Consider the following 19,046-nt stretch of genomic DNA (forward strand, 5'->3'; position numbering starts at 1 on the left):
CACCCCCCCGTTGCTCGCTAGCATCGGCCACCCCCTCCACGCAGTCGGACCATGTCTTCTACGACCGGCAACAACAGCCCATACGGAAATGAGCAGGGTCTGACCGCTCCGCTGGACACCCGCTACCGTGTCGAGACGCCCGAGGGCATCGACCTGCTGCTGCGCCCCGCCAGCCTCCTGCCACGCGCCCTGGCGTTCTTCATCGACCTGCTGATCCGTGGCGGCATCCTCCTGGTGATGTTCGTGGTCCTTGCCCTGCTCGGCCAGTTCGGTATCGGCCTGGGGATGATCCTGCTGTTCCTGGTCAACTGGTGGTACATGGTGCTGTTCGAGGTGCTCAACCAGGGGCGCTCCCCCGGCAAGCAGGTGATGGGCCTGCGCGTGGTGCATGACGACGGCACCCCGGTGGGCTGGGCCTCCTCCCTGGTGCGCAACCTGCTGCGCTTCGTCGACCTGCTGCCCTTCGGCTACACCCTCGGGCTGATCAGCAGCCTGCTCAACCCGGCCTTCAAGCGCCTGGGCGACATCGCCGCCGGGACCCTGGTGGTCTACCGCGAAGAGAAGGCCAGCCGCCCGAACCTGCCCGAGGCCACGCCCCTGCGCTCGCCGGTGCCCCTGAGCCTGGAGGAGCAGCGCGCCATCCTCGGCTTCGCCGAGCGCCAGGCCGGCCTCTCCACCGGCCGCCGTGCCGAGCTGGCCGGCATCCTCGCCGCGCCCCTGGAAACACCACCCGAACAGGCCGAAGCCACACTCAACGGCATTGCCCGCGGCCTACTGGGAAGCCCATGAAACAGAGCCTCTTCGAACACCGCCACCAGGCCGGCTGGAACCGCTTCGCCGCCCAGCTCGACGCCCTGGAACGCGGCAAGGCCGACCCCGCCAACTGCGAAACCTTCGCCGCGGAGTACCGCCACCTCTGCCAGCAGCTCTCCCTCGCCCAGGAGCGCGGCTACAGCAGCCACCTGATCGACCAGCTGCAGCACCTGGCCATGCGCGGCCACCAGCAGTTCTACCGCCACCGCAGCCACCTGGGTGCGCAGATCCTCGGCTTCATCCTCGGCGGCTTCCCGCGCCTGGTGCGCGAACAGTGGCGCAGCATCGCCGTTTCCAGCCTGCTGTTCTACGGCACCCTCATTCTCATGGGCGTGCTGGTCTACTGCTTCCCCGACCTGGTCTACAGCGTCGTCTCGCCGGAACAGGTCAGCGAGATGGATTCGATGTACGAGCCGGACGCCCACCGCATCGGCGCCAGCAAGCGCGACGCCAGCGACGACTGGATGATGTTCGGCCACTACATCATGAACAACATCGGCATCGGCTTTCAGACCTACGCCGGTGGCCTGCTCTTCGGGGTCGGCAGCCTGTTCTTCATCCTCTTCAACGGCCTGATGATCGGCGCCATCGCCGGCCACCTGACCCAGGCCGGCTACGGCGAAACCTTCTGGTCCTTCGTCATCGGCCACGGCGCTTTCGAGCTCACCGCCATCACCTTCGCCGGCGCCGCCGGGTTACAGCTCGGCTGGTCCCTGCTGGCACCTGGTCGCCATACCCGTGCCGAATCCCTGCGCCTGGCCGGCGCCCGCAGCGTGCGTCTGGTGGCCGGGGTGATCCTGATGTTGCTGATCGCTGCCTTCATCGAGGCCTACTGGTCCTCCATGACCTTTGCCACACCCCTGGTGAAGTACGTCGTCGGCAGCAGCCTGTGGCTGCTGGTGGGCTGCTATTTCACCTTCGTCGGACGGGGTAGCCATGCGCCTGACTGACGCCTCCGTCGCCATCCGCCCACGCAGCGCCTGGGAGGCCATGGACCTGGGCGTCCTGCTGGCCCGTCGCCATGCCGGCCTGCTGATGGCCAGTTGGGCTCTGACCACCCTGCCGGTGTTCATCGTCATCAGCCTGCTGCTGTGGAAGTACTCCACCTGGGCCTTCATCGCCTTCTGGTGGCTAAAGCCGCTGTTCGAACGCCTGCCGCTGTACATCCTTTCCCGCGCCCTGTTCGGCGACACCCCGACCCTGCGCGAAGCACTCAAGGCCTGGCCGACCCTGGCCAAGCGGCAGATCATCGCCAGCCTGACCTGGCGCCGCTTCAGCCCCACCCGCAGTTTCGACATGCCGGTCATGCAGCTCGAAGGGCTGTCCGGCGCCGCCCGTAGCCAGCGCCTCACCGTGCTGGGTCAGCGCGATGCCGGCGGCGCCACCTGGCTGACCATCATCGGCATGCACTTGGAGTGGGCGCTGTTCACCGGTTTCATCACGCTTCTCTACCTGATGCTGCCCCAGCAACTGATCATCGACATGGACTGGCAGAAGCTGCTGCAAGCCCAGGATGGCGACTGGGTCTGGATCGAGCACCTGTCCAACCTGTTCTATGCCCTGGTGCTGGTGATCTGGGAGCCGGTCTACGTCGCCTGCGGCTTCACCCTCTACCTGAACCGCCGCACCCAGTTGGAAGCCTGGGACATCGAACTGGTGTTCCGCCGCCTGCGCCAGCGTCTCACCGGAGTCGCCTATGCCCTGCTGCTGGGCCTGAGCGTCGGCCTGGCCTTCACCCTGCCTTCAGCCCCCGCCGTCGCAGAGGAAACCACGGCCGAGTCGGTACCCGAGAAAGCCGCTGCAGACGACACGGCCGCCGCCAAGCCGGAAGAGAAAATCGACCCGATGGGCCCCGAGGCCGACCGCCTGCTCAACCAGCCCCTCACCAGCACCGCCTCCCGGGACAACATCAAGGCCATTCTCGACGCCCCGCCCTTCACCAACCGCGAGACGGTCACCCGCTGGCGCCTGCACGAGGATGAGAAGCCGGAGAAGAAGCAGGAAGAGCTGAGCCAGGACGACAAGGACGCCCTCGAAGGCTTCATCCGCGGCCTCATGGCCCTGGGGGACTTCTGGAAATCCCTCGGTTTCCTCGCCAAGGTCATCGAGGTCCTGCTCTGGACCCTGGTCATCAGCCTGGTGTTGCTGCTGGTCTGGCGCTACCGCGAATGGCTCTCCACCTTCGTCGACCGGATCGGCCTGCCCGCCCGCATCCGCCGCGATACCCCCACCCAACTGTTCGGCCTGGAAGTGGCGCCCGAAAGCCTGCCCGACGATGTCGCCGCCGAAGCCGAACGCCTCTGGAGCGAACACCCCCGCGAAGCTCTCGGCCTGCTCTACCGTGCCCTGCTCAGCCGGCTGTTGCACGACTTCCGCCTGCCCCTCAAAGGCTCCCACACCGAAGGCGAGGTGCTGCAATTGGTTCAAGCCCTGGAGCGTGACGATCTTGGGCGCTTCGCCCAGGTACTGACCCGCCACTGGCAGAACCTCGCCTACGGCCACCAGATGCCGCCGGAAACCCTCAAGCGCGGCCTCTGTGAAGGCTGGCGCCGACTGTTCGCCCAGGGGGCCAGCGCATGAGCCGTCGCGGCCAGTTCATCCTTGGCGCCCTTGCGTTCCTGATCATCGGCCTCATCGCCATCTACCTGCTCGGCCGCCTGGAGCCCTACGAGGAGACCCTCGAACTGGGCGCAGCCCCCGAGGCCCGTCAGGACGATTACCTGGCCGCCCAGTACTACCTCAAGCGCCAGGGCATCGAAGCCAGCCGGGCCGACAACCTCAGCGTGCTGGACACCCTGCCCGCCCCCGGCAACACCCTGCTGCTGATCGCCAGCCGCACGAACATGACCCCCTCCCAGGCCGACCGCGTCCTGGAATGGGCCAGCAAGGGCGGTCACCTGCTGTTCGTCGCCGAAGCCCTCTACGACGAGGAAACCGGCACCAGCGATGACCTGCTGCTCAACCGCCTCGGCATCCAGCAGTTCGACGCCGAGGAACTCGACGACGTCGACGAGGATGCGTCCGAGAGCGCAGCGGACGACGAGCAGGCAACGGACAGCGAAGACGCCGACAGCGAGGCCGACAGCAACGAAGACGCCGACGTCGACGCAGGCATCGACGAAGAGACCCAGCAAGCCGAAGCCCCTGCCGACGAACAGGACGCGGACGAGCAGCCCGAAGCGGACAGCGAGAACAGCAAGGAGCCCTACCCCGAGCTGACCAAGCTCTACCTGGAGAACGAAGACGCGCCGGCCTACATCGAATTCGACACCCGCTTCCACCTGTACGACAGCGAGGACCGCGCCCACGCCTGGGCCAACAGCGACAAGGCCACGCACATGCTGCAACTGAACTACGGCAACGGCCTGGTCACCGTGCTCACCGACAGCTGGATCTGGCAGAACGACAACATCGCCGACCACGACAACGCCTGGCTGCTCTGGTACCTGACCCAGGACACCCACGCCACGCTGCTCTACAACGCCGACCGCGACGACCTGGCCAGCCTGCTCGGCCGCCACTTCCCCGAAGCCCTGGCCGCCCTCGCCCTGCTGATCCTGTTCGGCCTGTGGCACGTCGGCCTGCGCCAGGGCCCGCAGATCGCCCCGGCGAACCGGGCGCGCCGGCAACTGGAAGAGCACCTGCGCGCCAGTGCCGACTTCCTCCTGCGCCGCAGCGGCAACCAGGTACTGCTGCGCCACCTGCAGGGCGACATCCTGCGCCGCGCCCGTCGTCGTCACCCCGGTTTCGAACGCCTCGGCGTGGCCGAGCAGTGGCAGGTGCTCAGCCGCCTCAGCCGCCTGCCTCCCAGCGCCATCAGCCAGGCCATGCGGCCGCTGCCCAAGCAGCGCCTCAGCGCCTCCGAATTCACCCGCCAGGTCGCCCACCTGCAAAGCCTCAGGAATGCCCTATGAGCGAACAGAAGCCCGATCAGCCGATCACCAACGAAGCCGAAGGCCTCAACCTGGACCTCGCCGACGTGACCTCGGACGCCACCGCCACGCCCCAGCCCGCCCAAGCGGCACCGGCTGCTGCCGCACCGGCGCCTGCCCCGCAGCCGGCGCCCGCACAGCCCACTGCCGCCAGCTCCCAGCGCCAGCGCGCCAGCCAGCTCGCCCAGGCCCTGCGCCAGGAGCTGCAGAAGGCCGTGGTCGGCCAGGTGCAGGTCATCGACGACGTGCTCACCGCTCTGCTGGCCGGCGGCCACGTGCTGGTGGAAGGCGTGCCCGGCCTCGGCAAGACCCTGCTGGTGCGCGCCCTGGCCCGCTGCTTCGGCGGTGAGTTCTCGCGTATCCAGTTCACCCCCGACCTGATGCCCAGCGACGTCACCGGCCACGCCGTCTACGACATGCAGAGCGAGCAGTTCAAACTGCGCAAGGGCCCGGTGTTCACCAACCTGCTGCTGGCGGACGAAATCAACCGCGCCCCCGCCAAGACCCAGGCCGCCCTGCTGGAAGTGATGCAGGAACGCCAGGTCACCCTAGAAGGCCGCGCCCTGGCCGTGCCCCAGCCGTTCCTGGTGATGGCCACCCAGAACCCCATCGAGCAGGAAGGCACCTACCCCCTGCCCGAGGCCGAGCTGGACCGCTTCATGCTCAAGCTGCGCATGGACTACCCCGAAGCCGGCGAAGAACTCGCCCTGGTGCGCCAGGTGACCCGCTCCGCCCGTGCCGACATGCTGGAAGTGGCGCCCCTGCGCACCCTGCTGCAGGCCAAGGACGTCCAGGCGCTGCAACGCATCGCCAGCGAACTGCCGATCGACGACCAGGTGCTCGACTACGCCGTGCGCCTGGCCCGCGCCACCCGTAGCTGGCCGGGCCTGGCCATGGGTGCCGGCCCGCGCGCCTCCATCGCCCTCGTGCGTGGCGGCCGTGCCCGCGCCCTGCTGCGCGGTGGCGACTTCGTGCTCCCCGACGACGTCAAGGCCTGCGCCCTGGCCGTGCTGCGCCACCGCGTGCGCCTGTCGCCCGAACTGGACATCGAAGGCCGCTCCGTCGACGACGTCCTCCAGCAACTGCTCGACCAGGTGCCGGCGCCCCGCCTATGAAGCCATCGCGCCTCCTGCTGGCCCTGCTGGGCGTCCTGCTGGCGCTCGGCATCGTGCTCGGCACCCTGGATGCCCTCAAGGTCGGTACGCCGGCACAGCTCCACCTCATCTGGTGGGGCCTGCTCGGCGCCCTTGGCTTCATCGCCGCCCTCGACGCCACCTGGCTCCGCCAGTTGCCCTCGCCGCGGCTGGAGCGCCAGTTGCACGGCAACCTGTCCCTCGGTCGCTGGGGCGAAGTGCGCATGATCGTGCACCATCCCTACGCTCGCGAACTGGCACTGAAGGTGTTCGACCACGTACCCGAAGGCATGGAGTTCGAGCACCTGCCCCAGGCAGTCGACCTGCAGCCCGGCAACACCACCGAATTCGGCTACCGTGTCCGCCCGCTGGCCCGCGGCCGCTTCGTCTTCCCCCGCTGCGAGCTGGAGCTGCCCAGCCCGCTGGGGCTCTGGGGCCATCGTCGGCGTCTGGAGATGAGCGACGAAACCCGCGTCTACCCCGATTTCGCCCGCCTCTACGGCGCTCAGTTGATGGCGGTGGACGACTGGATCAGCCAGCTCGGCGTGCGCCAGCGCCCGCGCCGTGGCCTGGGGCTGGAGTTCCACCAGCTGCGGGAATTCCGCGACGGCGACACCCTGCGGCAGATCGACTGGAAGGCCACCGCCCGCAAGCGCATGCCGATCGCCCGTGAGTACCAGGACGAACGCGACCAGCAGATCGTCTTCATGCTCGATTGCGGCCGCCGCATGCGCAGCCAGGACGGCGACCTCTCGCACTTCGACCACGCTCTCAACACCAGCCTGCTGCTCAGCTACGTGGCCCTGCGCCAGGGCGACGCGGTGGGGCTGTCGACCTTCGCCGGCACGGGCGCGGATCGCTACCTGGCACCGGTCAAGGGCCAGGCGCAGCTCTCGGTGCTGCTCAACGCGGTGTACGACCTGGAAAGCAGCCAGCGCCCCGCCGACTTCGCCACCGCCATCGACGCGCTGCTGGCCAAGCAGCGCCGCCGCGCCCTGGTGGTGCTGGTGACCAACCTGCGCGATGAGGACGACGAGGAATTGCTGACAGCGGTGAAACGCCTGGGCCGGCAGCACCGGGTGCTGGTGGCCAGCCTGCGCGAGGAAGTGCTCGACACCCTGCGCCACACGCCCGTGCAGCGCTATGAGGAAGCCCTCGGCTACTGCGGCACGGTGAGCTACCTCAACGCCCGTAACGGCCTGCACGAGCGGCTGGCCGCCCACGGTGTCCCGGTCCTGGATTGCCGCCCTTCCGAACTGGGCCCCGAACTGGTCAGCCGCTACCTGGCCTGGAAGAAGGCCGGCGTCTTCTGAGGCCCCACCCCGATCAGGCAGAGGCGGCCAAGGGGTGGAAGCTGAAGTAGTAGCGCAGCGCCTCGACCAGCTCCGCGTACTCCAGCGGCGGCTCCACCAGCGAAAAGCCCGAATCGTAATGGCCGGGGTTCACATCTTCCCGGCTCCAGTGGCACGTGGCGTAGAAATCGATGAAGCGGATCTGCCCGTCATGCGCCGGGATCTTCAGGCGCATGTCGAAACGGGCCCCCACCAGCATGGGCAACTGGCTGACGAGCATCAGGCCATCCAGGGACACATTGCCCAGATAACCCATGGGTTTGTCGGTGATGCGGTTGAACACCTTCAGGTAGTACGGCAGTTGATGGCGTTCGATATGGCGCTGGCTACGCATGATGGCGAATCGCTATTGATGGCCGTTCAGTATGGCCTCACTACTGCACCCAAACCAACTACCGCCCACAACGCTCCTTGATCGCATCGGTCAGTTTGCGACGAGCGGCGTCCACCTGTTCGGCGCTGTAGTACTGCCGCTCTCCCTTGGCGTCGACGCTGAAATACTGGCCTTCGCGCTTGATCTGCGACAGCTGGGAACGCAACTGCACGCACTGGCTCGCCCGCTCGTTGCGGGCCTGGGCTTCCTTGCGACGCGCCTCTTCCTTCTCCTGACGACGCGCATCGAAGAATTGTTCAGCGCGTTGCAGACGCTCCCGGGTCGCCGCGTCGTCGTCCAGGGCCGGAGGACGGACCTCGACCTGCTGCGCGCCCTCTCGCGGCTGCTCGCTGAAATGCACCTGGCCGTTGGCATCCGTCCAGCGGTAGATCTCGGCCGACGCCAGGCCGGAACAGGCCAGCAGGCAGAAAAGCAGATGACGCATGGATTCTCCCTGTCCCGCCACGCCCACCGTCAGAGGGGCGCCGCGTTCGGTTTGGCCGCACTGCCCAGTTGCCCGATGCGCTCCAGGGTCTCGAGACGAGCCTTGGCGCGGAAGGCGTATTCGCTGCTGGGGTAGCGGTTGATGATGAAATGGTAGGTCTGCGCCGCATCCACGAACAGGCTCTGGCGCTCCAGGCACTGGCCACGCAACAGGGAAATTTCCGGCTGCATGTAACTGCGCGAGCGGCTGCTGCGCTCGGCCTTGGACAGCTCGAGCATCGCCTCCTCGCAATTGCCTTCGTCATAGGCCTCGTAGGCGTTGTTCAGGTGCCGGTCAAGGGACCAGCGGGTGCAGCCGGCAAGGCCGACCAGCAGGGCCAGGATGATGAACGTGCGCATTGGGGTGTCTCCTCCGTTGGCGAGTATATCGGCGCTCCCGGGGATTTCTGCAACGCCTTCCGCCGGCCGGGCATAACCTCCGATGGGACTTGCATGGCCCCGCAACGACGCCCCCGGCGGCGCTGCTAGACTCCCGCCGTCCGGCCCAAGCGCCCCCCTGGAGCCCCCATGCGCCACCTCCGCCCTGCCCTGCTCGCCAGTTGCCTGCTCGCCCTGTCCGCGTGCGCGCCCACCACCCCGTTGTTCATCGCCCAGATCACCACCAACGAAGTGGTCGAGCAGAAGGCCCTGAAGAACGCCCGCATGGCAGCGGCCGTGGAGGAAGAGGGCGACCTGCTCACCTACAGCGCCATGGCCATCCGCGACGGCACCAGCGCCAAGGCCGAGGCGCTGTACATGACCGGCTACCGCGACCGGCAGTTCACCGCCGAAGTCCGCGCCATCGCCCTCTACCAGATCGGCCTCATCTACATGAGCCGCTACAACGACCAGCGCGACGACACCCGGGCCCTCAACCTGTTCTATCAGGTCACCAACGAATTCCCCGGCACCCACGCCGCCGAGCATGCCCAGGCGCGCATCCTGATGATTCAGAAACGGGCCGAAGCGCCGGTGCAGAAGACCGCCCGCGAGCTGCTGGCGGACTGGAAGCCCAGCCAGGACCTCGACCTCTACCAGCGCGACCTGGACCCCGACATGACCCTGCTGTCACGCCGCGCCGTGCTCAAGGACCGGGTCGGCGAAGCCGAGCAGCTCTACGCGCTGGCACTGATCGACGACCATGTGCAGCCGGATATAAAGGCCCGTTCCCTGTACCAGATGGCCCTGATGAACCTGGCGCCGGCCAATCCCCATGCAGACCGCCAGAAGGCCGTGGGCTACCTGCGTCGCCTGCTGGCCGAATTCCCCGAAGCCGAACAGGCCGAGCACGCCGCCCGCCACCTGGACATGGCCCTGAACCCCGGCGTGAGGTGACGGCATGCACCCGCCGCGCGGGTAGTAGAAATGGAGCGAGACTACAGCCGAAGGGCGGTGTAGCCTCGGGCTCTGCTTTGAAACTGGAGCCTTCGCATGTCCTTCCGCCGTACCAAGATAGTCGCCACCCTCGGCCCGGCCAGTAACTCACCCGAGGTGCTGGAGCAACTGATCATCGCCGGGATCGACGTCGCCCGCCTGAACTTCTCCCACGGCACCCCCGACGAACACAAGGCACGCGCCCGCCTGGTACGCGAGCTGGCGGCCAAGCATGGCCGCTTCGTCGCCCTGCTCGGCGACCTGCAAGGCCCGAAGATCCGCATCGCCAAGTTCGCCGGCAAGCGCATCGAGCTGGAAGTCGGCGACAAGTTCCGCTTCTCCGTCACCCATCCGCGTGACGCCGGCAACCAGGAGGTGGTCGGCATCGACTACCCGGACCTGATCAAGGACTGCGGCGTCGGCGACGAACTGCTGCTGGACGACGGCCGCGTGGTCATGCGCGTCGACGCCAGCACCGCCGACGAACTGCACTGCACCGTACTGATCGGCGGCCCACTGTCCGACCACAAGGGCATCAACCGTCGCGGCGGTGGCCTCACCGCCCCGGCCCTGACCGCCAAGGACAAGGCCGACATCAAGCTCGCTGCCGAAATGGAGCTGGACTACCTGGCCGTCTCCTTCCCCCGTGACGCCGCCGACATGGAACTGGCCCGCCGCCTGCGCGACGAGGCCGGTGGTACCGCCTGGCTGGTGGCCAAGATCGAGCGCGCCGAAGCCGTGGCCGATGACGAAGCCCTCGACGGCCTGATCCGCGCCAGCGATGCCGTGATGGTGGCCCGTGGCGACCTGGGCGTGGAGATCGGCGACGCCGAGCTGGTGGGCATCCAGAAAAAGATCATCCTGCATGCCCGCCGCTACAACAAAGCCGTGATCACCGCGACCCAGATGATGGAGTCGATGATCCACAGCCCCATGCCGACCCGCGCGGAAGTCTCCGACGTAGCCAACGCCGTGCTCGACTACACCGACGCCGTCATGCTCTCCGCCGAGAGCGCCGCCGGCGAATACCCGGTGGAGGCGGTCCAGGCCATGGCCCGCGTCTGCGTCGGTGCCGAAAAGCACCCCACCAGCCAGAAGTCCAGCCACCGCCTGGGCCACACCTTCAGCCGCTGCGACGAGAGCGTGGCCCTGGCGACCATGTACACCGCCAACCACTTCCCGGGCGTGAAGGCCATCATCTGCCTGACCGAAAGCGGCTACAGCCCGCTGATCATGTCGCGCATCCGTTCCTCGGTGCCGATCTTCGCCTTCTCCCCCCACCGCACCACCCAGGCGCGCGTGGCCATGTTCCGCGGCGTCTCCACCATCCCCTTCGACCCGGCCGCACTGCCGGCGGACAAGGTCAGCCAGGCCGCCGTGGACGAGTTGCTCAAGCGCGGCATCGTGCAGCAGGGCGACTGGGTCATCCTGACCAAGGGCGACAGCTACCACACCGTCGGCGGCACCAACACCATGAAGATCCTCCACGTCGGCGACCCGCTGGTGTAAGGCATCTGCAGTACGTGAAAAGGCCGCTCATCGAGCGGCCTTTTTTCATGTGCCGACACGGGATGGGTGGGCTGAAGCCCACCCTGCGGGGCCACTCAGGCGAACTTTGAAAAATCGGCGGTGCGCCGCTGCATGAACGCCGACAGCGCCTCGATGGCCTCGGGGGTGCGCAAGCGCTGACCGAACAGCTCGCCCTCTTCCATGATCACCCGGCGCAGTTCCTCGCGGCCGGGCTCGTGCATCAGTCGCTTGCTCACCGCCACCGCCGAAGGCGCGAGCGCCTCGAAGCGGCGGGCCCTTTCGCGGGCACGGGCCAGGGTCGCGGCGCCGTCTGCCAGGGCCTCGTTGGCAATGCCCCAGGCGGCGGCCTGCTCACCGGTGAAGGATTCGCCGAGCAGCAGCAGTTCCGCCGCACGGGCGTGGCCGAGCAGGCGCGGCAGGATCAGGCTGGAACCGAACTCCGGACACAGCCCCAGGTTGACGAAGGGCATCTTCAGCCTGGCGTCACGGGCCACGTAGACCAGGTCGCAGTGCAGCAGCAGCGTGGTGCCGATGCCCACGGCCGGGCCGCTGACGGCGGCCACCACCGGCTTGCTGAAGTCGAACAGTGCCTTCATGAAGCGGAACACTTCGCTGTCCAGCCCGGACGGCGGCGCCTGGATGAAGTCGGCCACGTCGTTGCCGCTGGTGAAGCAGGTCTCGCTGCCGGTGATCAGCACCGCACGCACGCTGCGGTCCTCGTCGGCGGCGTCCAGCGCATCGGCCAGGGCGCCATACATGGCGCGGGTCAGGGCGTTCTTCTTGTCCTCGCGGTCCATGCGCAGGGTCAGCAGGCCCTGCTCGCGTTCCAGGTGGATGTGTTCGCTCATGGTGGGTCCTCGGCGGTGGCCGCCTCAGACGGAGCGGCTCAGGAATTCGTCGGCCAGCAGTTGGTTGCGGGGCAGGCCCGCGAGGTAGAGCCGGCGGGCGAAGGCCTCGACCCGCTCCGGCCGCCCGCAGAGTAGGGCGACGGTTTGCCGGCTCACAAGCCGGATTTCGGCCAAAACAGCCTGTAGCTGCGCCACCGTGACCAGCTCGACCGTGACGTTGCCATGCTCGGCGGCCAGCGCACGCAAGGGCTCCGCCAGGTAGTGGCCGGCCTCGTCATGGGCCACATGAATGAGCCGGATGGGGCCGGCATGATGCTGGCGCAGCGCCTCCCGCAGCACGCCCCAGATCGGTGCCAACCCCGTGCCGGAGGCCAGCATCAGCAGCGGCCGGGTGTCCCAGGCCGGGTCATAGTGCAGCGCCCCGCCGCCCAGCTCGCCGAGGCGCAGCTCGTCCCCGGGCACCAGGGCCCGGGCGGCATCGCAGAAAGCGCCCGGCGCCCGGCAATCGATGTGGAACTCCAGCCAGGGCGTCTCCCCCGGCAGGCTGGCCAGCGAGTAGGGCCGGGCCACGCCCTCCCCCGTCCACAGCAGCAGGTGCTGGCCGGCGCTGTAGCGCAGCGGTCGTTGTGGTTCCAGGCGCAGGCGCAGCACCTCGCCCCCCAGCCAGTCACAGGCCACGACCCGGGCCGGGATGCCGTCGCGCTGAGGGTCGAACAGCTCCACCGCCAGGTCCTGCACCACCAGGCACTGGCAGGCCAGGCGCCAGCCCTGCTCACGGCGCTCGGCATCCAGCGCCTCGGGGCGCGCATCGGCTGGCTCGCCGGCGGTCACCCGCACCAGGCAGGCATGGCAACTGCCGGCACGGCAACTGAACGGCACGCGGCAGCCACCGGCATTCAAGGCATCCAGCAGGTTGCTGGCGGGCGCCACACTCCAGCGGCGCCCGGCGGCTTCGAGCTCAGGCACCCTGGATCTCCCATGCCGCATCGCAGCGGTTGCGGCCATTGCGCTTGGCCCGGTAGAGCGCCTGGTCGGCCCGCTGCAGGGCCTCGTCCAGGTCATCGTTGCAGCCGATCAGGGTCATCCCGGCAGACAGGCTCAGCGCCCCCACCTGCACCCCCACCGGTTCGGCGCTGGCGAAGGCCTCCCGCAGCCGCTCGCAGCAACTGGTCAGGCGGTCGGCATCGCAGTCGGGCAACAGCAGCACGAACTCCTCGCCACCGTAGCGGGCCAGGAGATCGCCATCGCGCAGGCAGGCCCGCGCCACGGCCGCGAAGGTCTGCAGCACCCGGTCACCGGCCGCGTGGCCATGCTGGTCATTGATGCGCTTGAAGTGGTCGAGGTCGATCAGCGCCAGGCCATGGAAACGGCCCGGCGGCACGCCCCTCATCTCTCGCGCCGCCATGCGCAGGAAGTGCCGGCGGTTGAACAGCCCGGTGAGTTCGTCGGTAGCCACCAGGTCTTCCAGTTGGCGCATCATCCCGCGCAGCGTGTCCTGGTGGGCCTGCAGGGCGAAGCGCCGTTGCCGCATGCGCTGGCGCATCGCCTGGACATAGCTGGCGAACAGCCCCAGCCACACCAGCAGCACGAACAGCGCACACACCTGCAACAGCGCCAGGGCCGGCGACTGCAGGCGCATCTGGTACGCCTCCAGCAGGTTCAGGCCAGCGAAGGCCGTCAGCCCGAAGCCCGCACAGCGCAGGAATACCCGTGGCGGCAGTTGGAACACGCCGAACAGCAGGATCAGCACATACACCACCAGCAGTGCGCCCCGGGCCGGCCCCAGGTCGGCCATCAGCAGGGTGTGCCAGGTCATGGCCACGAGGATCTGCGCCTCGGTCAGGCTGGGGTCGGGGAAACGCAGGTTGCGACCGCTGCGCAGGAGCGCGAAGAACACGAGTTGGGAAATGACGATGAGTCCGGTGAAGCCCAGCGCCACCCAGGGCGAGCGCTGGTAGAAACCGCCCAGCACCGCCAGCCAGAACAGCAGCAGCACGAGCGCATAGGTTGCCACTGCCATGCCGAAGCGCTTCAGCAGCAGGCTTTGCAGGCCCCGTTGGGTGGCCCCTCGACTGGATGTGCTCATGGGCTCCGTCCCGTGCTGGCACGATGCCGCCACTCTACGCGCGTGAAAACGAAAAACCTAGGGGACGCCAGCGGTTCGCCGAGGGCCGGGGTCGACTCTTGGCGGGTGTGCCCGGCCTTGAGCACGCGGTATACTTCCGCGCCATTTTCACCCCCAATCCAATGCGCGCCGGGTCGTGGTCCGGCGCTTCCTGATGTTCCCGAATTGAAGAGGAGCGCACCCATGACCGTGATCAAGCAGGACGACCTGATACAGAGCGTCGCCGATGCCCTGCAGTTCATCTCCTATTACCACCCCGTCGACTTCATCCAGGCCATGCACGAGGCCTACCTGCGCGAAGAGTCGCCCGCCGCGCGCGACTCCATGGCGCAGATCCTGATCAACTCGCGCATGTGCGCCACCGGCCACCGCCCCATCTGCCAGGACACCGGCATCGTCACCGTGTTCGTCCGCGTGGGCATGGACGTGCGCTGGGACGGCGCCACCATGAGCGTCGACGACATGATCAACGAAGGCGTGCGCCGCGCCTACAACCTGCCGGAGAACGTCCTGCGCGCCTCCATCCTGGCCGACCCGGCGGGTGCCCGTAAGAACACCAAGGACAACACCCCGGCGGTGATCCACTACTCCATCGTCCCCGGCAACACCGTGGAAGTGGACGTGGCCGCCAAGGGCGGTGGCTCCGAGAACAAGTCGAAGATGGCCATGCTCAACCCGTCCGACTCCATCGTCGACTGGGTCCTCAAGACCGTCCCGACCATGGGCGCCGGCTGGTGCCCGCCGGGCATGCTCGGCATCGGCATCGGTGGTACCGCCGAGAAGGCCGCGGTGATGGCGAAGGAAGTCCTGATGGACCCGATCGACATCCACGAACTGAAGGCCCGCGGCCCGCAGAACAAGATCGAGGAAATGCGCCTCGAACTGTTCGAGAAGGTCAACCAGCTGGGCATCGGCGCCCAGGGCCTGGGTGGCCTGACCACCGTCCTCGACGTGAAGATCATGGACTACCCGACCCACGCCGCCTCCCTGCCGGTGTGCATGATCCCCAACTGCGCCGCCACCCGTCATGCCCACTTCGTGCTCGACGGTTCCGGCCCCGCCGCCCTGGAAGCGCCGCCGCTGGACGCCTACCCGGAGATCGTCTGGGAAGCCGGCCCGAGCGCCCGCCGCGTCGACCTCGACAGCATCACCCCCGAGGACGTGCAGAGCTGGAAGCCGGGCGAGACCCTGCTGCTCAACGGCAAGATGCTCACCGGCCGCGACGCCGCCCACAAGCGCATGGTCGACATGCTCAACAAGGGCGAAGAGCTGCCGGTGGACCTCAAGGGCCGCTTCATCTACTACGTCGGCCCGGTCGATCCGGTCGGTGACGAAGTGGTCGGCCCGGCGGGCCCCACCACCGCCACCCGCATGGACAAGTTCACCCGTCAGATCCTGGAAAGCACCGGCCTGCTGGGCATGATCGGCAAGTCCGAGCGTGGCCCCATCGCCATCGAAGCGATCAAGGACAACAAGGCCGTGTACCTGATGGCCGTCGGCGGCGCCGCCTACCTGGTGGCCCAGGCGATCAAGAAGTCCAAGGTCCTGGCCTTCGCCGAACTCGGGATGGAAGCCATCTACGAATTCGACGTGAAGGACATGCCGGTCACCGTCGCCGTCGACACCAACGGCGAGTCGGTGCACATCACCGGCCCGGCGATCTGGAACAAGAAGATCGCCGAAAGCCTCGCGGTGGAAGTGAAGTAAGCCACACCGCAATTGAAAAGCCCGGCCTCGCGCCGGGCTTTTTCTTGGCCATGTTCCAGTACCGTGTTGCGGTTACTGGCTGCTTATCGAGTGCTGTGGAGACTTTCCGCTCCCTGATCCAACTTTCAGAGTTTCATGGACCCGGTTTAACGGGCTCCTTTCCGAGCGAGTCTTGAGCGCACACCAGACCGCTGCCTGGCCAGAAAGGTGGGGCAGGGACAATGCCCCTTCAGGAGGCTGAGCGCAGTCGTCGTGCAAGGGGTTGAGCGACATGGATGTCGCGAGAGCGCTGCCGGGCCAGGGATGGCCCGTCGAGTGGGCGGCACCCCGCCGTACCCCTGGAACGACGATGGAGAGAAGGAACCCGGCGCAGCCGGGCGGGGACGCCAAGTTCGGATGCAGGGGCGAGCCTTTTTGGTTTCTTTTTTGTGGGCGGCATCCCGACGACTGAAAAAAGAAACTCGCCTGGGAAGGCGAAACAGGTGACATCAACAGAACTCGATAATCAGCTTGGCTCTATAACCCAGCAGCCCCACCAAATCCCCAAATCCCCAAATCCCCAAAACGGGACGCACATCCGCAAATGACCGCATGGTCAATTTCAGGAGTGTGAGCCCATGCACAGTTGCACTCCGACCAGTCGAACGGACGTGCCGCTTTCCTTATTCTCTCGCCCGCTTGTCGGGCCACACCCAGGCAGGTCGCCATAGGAAACCAACACGTCGCCTGGATGCGCAGCAGTCTGTCGAGCTTCACTATGCCCTGGACCCTTCTCCTCTCCCTGTGCCTTCCGGCCGGTACGCGGCTGCCTGCACCTGACCGCCCAAGCGCACCGGGAGCCGTCCGATGAGCCTGTGCCTGCCACGTCGTCTGGCCCGCCTCGCCTGGGCCTGCCTGCTGCTGTGCCCGCTGCTGTGGGCGGAACCGGCCAGCCAGGACAGCGAAGAGCGCTGGACCATCAACATGCGCGACGCCGACATCCGCGACTTCACCGAGCAGGTCGCCAGCATCAGTGGCCAGACCCTGGTGCTCGATCCCCGGGTCAAGGGCCAGGTCACCGTCATCTCCGAATCGCCGCTGACCCTCAGCGAGGTCTACCAACTGTTCCTCTCGGTGATGAGCACCCACGGCTACAGCGTGGTCACCCAGGGCAACCAGGCGCGCATCGTGCCCGATGTGGAAGGCCGCAGCGTGGCCAACAGCCCCACCGGCAGCGGCCCGGAAACCCTGGAGACACGCCTGCTGCAGGTGCAGCAGACGCCGGTCAACGAACTGCTCCCGCTGATCCGCCCGCTGGTGCCGCAGAACGCTCACCTGGCGGCCATCCCCTCCAGCAACTCGCTGATCGTCAGTGACAAGCGCGCCAACATCGAACGCCTGATCGCGCTGATCGCCCAGGTGGACAGCGCCGGTGCCAACGACAGCGTGTTCTACGACCTCAAGCACGCCTGGGCCCGCGACGTCGCCGCAATGCTGCAGGAGAGTCTGCGGCGCGGGCAGCCGGCCGGTAACGGCAACGCCCAGGTGATCGCCGACCCGCGCACCAACCGCCTGCTGCTGCTTGGCCCGCCCGAAGCCCGCGAGCGCCTGCTGAAGATGGCCCGCCAACTGGACACCCAGCCCGTGCGCTCGGCCAACACCCGGGTCGTGCGCCTGCGCCATGGCGACGCCAAGGACCTGGCCAAGACCCTCAGCGACCTCTCCGAGCAACTGCGCGGCGCCGCCTCTCCCACCACCACCCAGGCACCGGTGCTGATCCGCGCCGACGAGGGGATCAACGCCCTCATCCTGATGGCCGAGCCGGACATGGTGGCGCAGCTTGAAGACCTGGTGCACCAGCTCGACGTGCCCCGTGCCCAGGTGCTGGTGGAGGCCGCCATCGTGGAGATGTCCGGCGACGTCAGCGAGGCCCTCGGCGTGCAGTGGGCCATCGACGGGCGCTCCGACAGCGGCCCCATCGGCGGCAGCAACTTCAGCAACACCGGGCTCTCGGTGGGCACCCTGCTCGGCGCCATCGACGCCAAGACCCCGGTCAACCTGCCCGACGGTGCCATCGTCGGCATCGGCAACAAGAACTTCGGCGCGCTGATCACCGCCCTCTCCGCCAACGGCAACAGCAACCTGCTCTCCACCCCCAGCCTGCTGACCCTGGACAACCAGAAGGCCGAGATCCTCGTGGGGCAGAACGTGCCCTTCCAGACCGGCTCGTACACCACCGACGCCGCCGGGGCCAACAACCCCTTCACCACCATCGAGCGCAAGGATGTCGGCGTCACCCTCAAGGTCACCCCGCACATCAACGAAGGCGGCACGTTGCGCCTGGTGATCGAGCAGGAGATTTCCTCCATCGCCCCCAGCACCGGCGCTGCCTCCCGCGCGGTGGACCTGGTCACCAACAAACGCATGATCAAGAGCACCGTACTGGCCGACAACGGCCAGGTGATCGTGCTCGGCGGCCTGATCCAGGACGACGTCACCCGCAGCGAAAGCAAGGTCCCGCTGCTGGGCGACATGCCCCTGGTGGGCGGCCTGTTCCGCTCCAGCAAGGACGTCAACGTCAAGCGCAACCTGATGGTCTTCCTGCGGCCCAGCGTGGTCCGCGATGGTACCCGCCTGGCCGACCTCAGCCAGGAGAAGTACCTCGACCTGCGGCAGCAGGCCGCCGGGTCAAGCGCCCAGCGCAGCCTGCCCCAGGAGCCGGCGCAGTTGTTCAAGTCCACCCGTGCAGCCGCCCCCGCTGCCCCGGTCGCCACGGCACCCGCCCCGGTTCCCGCGCCCAGGCCAGCCCCGACTCCAACCCCGGCCCAGCCCTACGCCGCCCCCGCTGAAACGCCCCTGCAGGGCAGCGCCCACCCCGTGGCGGCTACCCCCCCGCCAGCGGTACAGCCCCCAGCGCCTGCGGCTCCGGCCCAGCCGACCACCGCTCCGGCGCCAGCTCCCGCCGCCCCGCAGCGCTACAGCATCAACCTGATCGAAGGCAGCAGCGAGCAGTACATGCGCGCACTGATGGCCCGCCACCCCGGCGCGCCCCTGCGCATCCAGCATTCGCAGCGCAACGGCCAGGACTGGTACCGCATGTTCTACGGCGAGTACTCCCAGGCCGACCTGGCCGAGCGCGCCTTGCGCGACCTGCCCGCCACACTGCCCAGCCATCGGGGACGGGTCACGGCGCTCTGAGGCTCAGGCTCACAACAATCACAACAATGCCGAACTGAAAGCGAGGGGACATGTTTCGCAAGCTCGTACTGATCTACGGACTGCTCAGCCTGGCCGGTTGCCTGGACTTGGGCGGCGGCGGAGGTGGCGGAGGTTCCAGCAACCCTGCCCCACCGGCCACCAGCACCCCCGAGACGCCGCCCCAGCCGCCCGCCAGCGG

16 protein-coding genes are annotated in these 19,046 nt (G+C 67.7%); 10 read left to right on the top strand and 6 right to left on the bottom strand.

Features of this window, described 5'->3' with window-relative positions:
* Positions 1-51: 51 nt before the first annotated feature.
* The 6 genes from A9G05_RS12835 to A9G05_RS12860 are packed head-to-tail and all read left to right on the top strand — an operon-like array spanning position 52 to position 7,191.
* On the top strand, positions 52-789 hold the full coding sequence (locus tag A9G05_RS12835) for an RDD family protein (protein WP_069561350.1): 738 nt from the start codon (positions 52-54) through the stop codon (positions 787-789).
* Positions 786-1,763: a stage II sporulation protein M gene (locus tag A9G05_RS12840; RefSeq protein WP_069561351.1), complete on the top strand. Its 978-nt coding sequence runs from the start codon at positions 786-788 to the stop codon at positions 1,761-1,763. Before A9G05_RS12835 ends, A9G05_RS12840 begins: the two co-directional genes overlap by 4 nt.
* Positions 1,750-3,393: a DUF4129 domain-containing protein gene (locus A9G05_RS12845; protein WP_069561352.1), complete on the top strand. Its 1,644-nt coding sequence runs from the start codon at positions 1,750-1,752 to the stop codon at positions 3,391-3,393. The genes A9G05_RS12840 and A9G05_RS12845 overlap by 14 nt, the downstream gene beginning before the upstream one ends.
* Entirely contained in the window at positions 3,390-4,727 is a 1,338-nt protein-coding gene (locus A9G05_RS12850; RefSeq protein ID WP_069561353.1) for a DUF4350 domain-containing protein, read from the top strand. The genes A9G05_RS12845 and A9G05_RS12850 overlap by 4 nt, the downstream gene beginning before the upstream one ends.
* Positions 4,724-5,860 carry a MoxR family ATPase gene (locus A9G05_RS12855; RefSeq protein ID WP_240915824.1) on the top strand — a complete coding sequence of 379 codons (1,137 nt, stop codon included), beginning with the start codon at positions 4,724-4,726 and terminating at the stop codon, positions 5,858-5,860. The genes A9G05_RS12850 and A9G05_RS12855 overlap by 4 nt, the downstream gene beginning before the upstream one ends.
* Positions 5,857-7,191, top strand: coding sequence for a DUF58 domain-containing protein (locus A9G05_RS12860; protein WP_069561354.1), 1,335 nt, complete (start codon positions 5,857-5,859; stop codon positions 7,189-7,191). Before A9G05_RS12855 ends, A9G05_RS12860 begins: the two co-directional genes overlap by 4 nt.
* 13 nt (positions 7,192-7,204) lie before the next feature.
* Here the strand turns inward: A9G05_RS12860 and A9G05_RS12865 are convergent, their stop codons facing one another.
* Genes A9G05_RS12865 through A9G05_RS12875 form a run of 3 tightly spaced genes read right to left on the bottom strand, consistent with a single transcriptional unit; the run spans position 7,205 to position 8,446 of the window.
* The gene (locus A9G05_RS12865) at positions 7,205-7,564 is read right to left on the bottom strand and encodes a PilZ domain-containing protein (protein ID WP_069561355.1); all 360 of its coding nucleotides are present in this window, start codon (positions 7,562-7,564) and stop codon (positions 7,205-7,207) included.
* A 58-nt stretch (positions 7,565-7,622) separates the two neighbouring features.
* Positions 7,623-8,048 (bottom strand): DUF4124 domain-containing protein, encoded by a 426-nt coding sequence (locus tag A9G05_RS12870; protein ID WP_069561356.1) that lies wholly within the window; start codon positions 8,046-8,048, stop codon positions 7,623-7,625.
* Between the two features lie 29 nt (positions 8,049-8,077).
* A complete protein-coding gene (locus tag A9G05_RS12875; protein ID WP_069561357.1) occupies positions 8,078-8,446 on the bottom strand; it encodes a tol-pal system YbgF family protein in 369 nt (122 codons plus the stop codon).
* Between the two features lie 168 nt (positions 8,447-8,614).
* Here A9G05_RS12875 and A9G05_RS12880 point away from each other — a divergent pair, with 168 nt between their 5' ends.
* Together A9G05_RS12880 and pyk are read left to right on the top strand one after the other, a co-directional pair.
* On the top strand, positions 8,615-9,421 hold the full coding sequence (locus A9G05_RS12880) for a tetratricopeptide repeat protein (protein WP_069561358.1): 807 nt from the start codon (positions 8,615-8,617) through the stop codon (positions 9,419-9,421).
* Positions 9,422-9,517: 96 nt separating this feature from the next.
* Entirely contained in the window at positions 9,518-10,969 is a 1,452-nt protein-coding gene (gene pyk, locus A9G05_RS12885; RefSeq protein ID WP_069561359.1) for a pyruvate kinase, read from the top strand.
* Between the two features lie 95 nt (positions 10,970-11,064).
* Here pyk and A9G05_RS12890 read toward each other — a convergent pair whose 3' ends face one another.
* Genes A9G05_RS12890 through A9G05_RS12900 form a run of 3 tightly spaced genes read right to left on the bottom strand, consistent with a single transcriptional unit; the run spans position 11,065 to position 13,924 of the window.
* Positions 11,065-11,838, bottom strand: a complete 774-nt coding sequence (locus A9G05_RS12890) for an enoyl-CoA hydratase (protein WP_069561360.1) — start codon at positions 11,836-11,838, stop codon at positions 11,065-11,067.
* Between the two features lie 24 nt (positions 11,839-11,862).
* Positions 11,863-12,804 (bottom strand): iron-sulfur-binding ferredoxin reductase, encoded by a 942-nt coding sequence (locus A9G05_RS12895; protein WP_069561361.1) that lies wholly within the window; start codon positions 12,802-12,804, stop codon positions 11,863-11,865.
* Positions 12,797-13,924: a diguanylate cyclase gene (locus tag A9G05_RS12900; protein WP_069561362.1), complete on the bottom strand. Its 1,128-nt coding sequence runs from the start codon at positions 13,922-13,924 to the stop codon at positions 12,797-12,799. The genes A9G05_RS12895 and A9G05_RS12900 overlap by 8 nt, the downstream gene beginning before the upstream one ends.
* A 222-nt stretch (positions 13,925-14,146) precedes the next feature.
* Between A9G05_RS12900 and A9G05_RS12905 the strand changes: the two genes are divergently transcribed.
* Together A9G05_RS12905 and gspD are read left to right on the top strand one after the other, a co-directional pair.
* Positions 14,147-15,670 carry a fumarate hydratase gene (locus A9G05_RS12905; protein WP_069561363.1) on the top strand — a complete coding sequence of 508 codons (1,524 nt, stop codon included), beginning with the start codon at positions 14,147-14,149 and terminating at the stop codon, positions 15,668-15,670.
* Between the two features lie 846 nt (positions 15,671-16,516).
* On the top strand, positions 16,517-18,847 hold the full coding sequence (gene gspD / locus A9G05_RS12910) for a type II secretion system secretin GspD (RefSeq protein WP_069561364.1): 2,331 nt from the start codon (positions 16,517-16,519) through the stop codon (positions 18,845-18,847).
* Positions 18,848-19,046: the final 199 nt, after the last annotated feature.

The sequence above is a fragment of the Pseudomonas sp. ENNP23 genome (assembly GCF_001728945.1).
In the GTDB taxonomy this organism is placed as follows: Bacteria; Pseudomonadota; Gammaproteobacteria; order Pseudomonadales; family Pseudomonadaceae; genus Metapseudomonas; species Metapseudomonas otitidis.